Source organism: Pseudomonas sp. LAIL14HWK12:I7 (assembly GCF_000483465.1).
In the GTDB taxonomy this organism is placed as follows: Bacteria; Pseudomonadota; Gammaproteobacteria; order Pseudomonadales; family Pseudomonadaceae; genus Aquipseudomonas; species Aquipseudomonas kermanshahensis.
Map to the genome: position 1 here is coordinate 1 of NZ_AXYZ01000029.1, position 1673 is coordinate 1673.

At 59.1% G+C, this 1673-nt stretch carries 1 protein-coding gene; it reads right to left on the bottom strand.

What is annotated here, in order from left to right:
- A partial coding sequence (locus tag D886_RS28400; protein WP_033694282.1) for an immunoglobulin-like domain-containing protein occupies positions 1-1673 on the bottom strand: 1673 nt, incomplete at both ends.

Here is a 1673-nt window from a genome sequence, read left to right on the forward strand (position 1 = left end):
GCCTTGATAGTAACGGTGGCGTTGTTGCTCAGGGTCACGACCAGGTCGTGAGCCAGCGCGGTGTTGATGTGAACGGTGAAGGTCGGTTTGACGTTCTCGGCCACCGAAACCTGATCAGCGGTGATGGTGACTTTGACCAAGTCGCCTTCGTTGCCCGGAGTGCCTGGCTCGTCGGTGACAGCGGTGCTGACCGGCGTTTTGTCCAGAACCAAGTTCTCGAACTTGCCAACATCCGCGCCATCAACGGTGGCGATCGATTTGATCACTGGATCGTTGGTCCCGACGTAGACGTTGTCCGGAGCAGTCACGGTGGTGAAGCCGGTGGTGCTGTTGGCCGGCACAGTGATGACGGTGGTGCCGTCGCTCAACGTGAAGGTCAGCGCCGAATGTTTATCAATCGGCAAGCCATCTTTGTTGGTCAGCGTAATGGTGTAGGTGATCGCACCGCCTTCGGTGACCGAAGGGGTAGCGGTCAGCTTGGCCACCACGTCATCCGTGGTGTCAGTCACTTTGACCGACGCCGCATCGCCCAGTTGCAGGTTTTCGAAGGCACGGCCGTCAACATCGACGGCGGACTTGATACCCAGCTCGATTTCGCCGGCGTCTTTATAGACGTCATCGCCTTGCGCGTCGTGAGTGTACGGCGCGCTGGTTTCACCGGCCTTGATGGTCACAACCGCATTGTTGCTCAGCGTCACAACCAAGTCGTGAGCCAGGGCAGTATTGATGTGAACGGTGAAGGTCGGCTTCACGTTCTCAGCAACCGAAACCTGGTCAGCGGTGATGGTGACTTTGACCAGATCACCTTCGTTGCCCGGCGTACCTGGTTCGTCAGTGACAGCAGTGCTGACCGGGGTCTTGTCCAGAACCAGGTTCTCGAACTTGCCAACATCGGCGCCATCGACGGTGGCGATCGACTTGATCACCGCGTCATTGGTACCGACGTAGACGTTGTCCGGGGCAGTCACCGTGGTGAAACCAGTGGTGCTGTTGGCCGGGACCGTGATGACGGTGGTGCCATCGCTCAGGGTGAAGGTCAGCGCCGAATGCTTGTCGATCGGCAGACCGTCTTTGTTGGTCAGGGTGATGGTGTAGGTGATTGCACCACCTTCGGTAACCGAAGGGGTGGCAGTCAGTTTGGCCACCACGTCGTCGGTGGTGTCAGTCACTTTGACCGACGCCGCGTCACCCAGCTGCAGGTTTTCGAAGGCACGGCCATCGATATCTGCTGCCGACTTGATACCCAGGCTGATTTCGCCAGCGTCTTTGTAGACATCATCGCCCTGCGCGTCGTGAGTATACGGCGCGCTGGTTTCGCCAGCCTTGATGGTGACGGTAGCGTTGTTGCTCAGGGTCACGACCAGGTCGTGAGCCAGCGCGGTGTTGATGTGAACGGTGAAGGTCGGCTTCACGTTCTCGGCAACCGAAACCTGGTCAGCGCTGATGGTGACTTTGACCAAGTCGCCTTCGTTGCCAGCGCCTGGAGTACCCGAGCCTGGCTCGTCGGTGACAGCGGTGCTGACCGGGGTCTTGTCCAGAACCAGGTTCTCGAACTTGCCGACATCCGCGCCATCGACCGAAGCGATCGACTTGATCACCGCGTCGTTGGTACCGACGTAGACGTTATCCGGAGCAGTCACCGTGGTGAAGCCGGTAGTGCTGTTGGCCGGCAC